We start from the raw sequence: 845 nt of genomic DNA on the forward strand, positions 1-845 counted from the left end.
TATTTATTTCAAATATAATCAGATTCCCACTTTGACTGATACCAAAATCAACTCCAAATTCTATATCTGGAACTTCTGATGAGACCACTTCAGCTGCTAAAGTGGAGAGGTTCTTTAGACTATTTATTATTTTACTCTTCACTGTTTCATCCATCTTCAAATGTACCGATAACAATTTATCTACCTTCATAGCTTGGGCTCCGCGGTCCATATTAATTATTCCATTTTCCATTGTTTTCCCCGTTGCAATCATTCCGTACATTCCTCCAACAAGCCATTTTCCCTTAAGAGTTTGAACATGAACTCGAATAGATAGAGGATACCCATCCGGAGTCAAGCTCTGAATACCCTCCTGAACAATATATCCTCCAAATCTCTCAATTGGATGTAGTACGGGGTGGAAATCTTCAATCTTGGCGACGTCTTTTTGAATTTTTTCACCATTTAGGGTATAGCCTTTAAAACAGTAGAGCCCATCGCTATTTTTAGAAACTTTATAAATCCCTTTCCCTCGACCACCTCTATTATTTTTTAAATAGATATATTCATAACGTTTTAGTAAATCAGATAGGTTTTCGATCGTATAAAGCTTTGTTTCTGGAAGGTGTTTTGAGATTAAGGGATGATTACCTAACAGTATATATTGATCCCATTTTCTTAATCTTTCCATCAATAAATACACCTCCTTTGGAACATCCTATGTTCAATATATCAACATTGCTTGTACTGATAACTAATGAGCTTTTTTTAGGCATTATTAAAATGATTCAGGCCATACAAACGCTGCTTTTTGTTTAGTAGCTTGATTTAGGATAGATAACCATACAAAAATAAAAAAATCTCAT

1 protein-coding gene is annotated in these 845 nt (G+C 34.3%); it reads right to left on the reverse strand.

Annotated features, from left to right (window positions below):
• A partial coding sequence (locus V7149_RS24160; RefSeq protein ID WP_335348117.1) for a YheC/YheD family protein occupies positions 1 to 670 on the reverse strand: 670 nt, incomplete at its 3' end.
• Positions 671 to 845: the final 175 nt, after the last annotated feature.

Source organism: Bacillus sp. JJ1503 (genome assembly GCF_036965125.1).
GTDB lineage: Bacteria > Bacillota > Bacilli > Bacillales > Cytobacillaceae > Cytobacillus.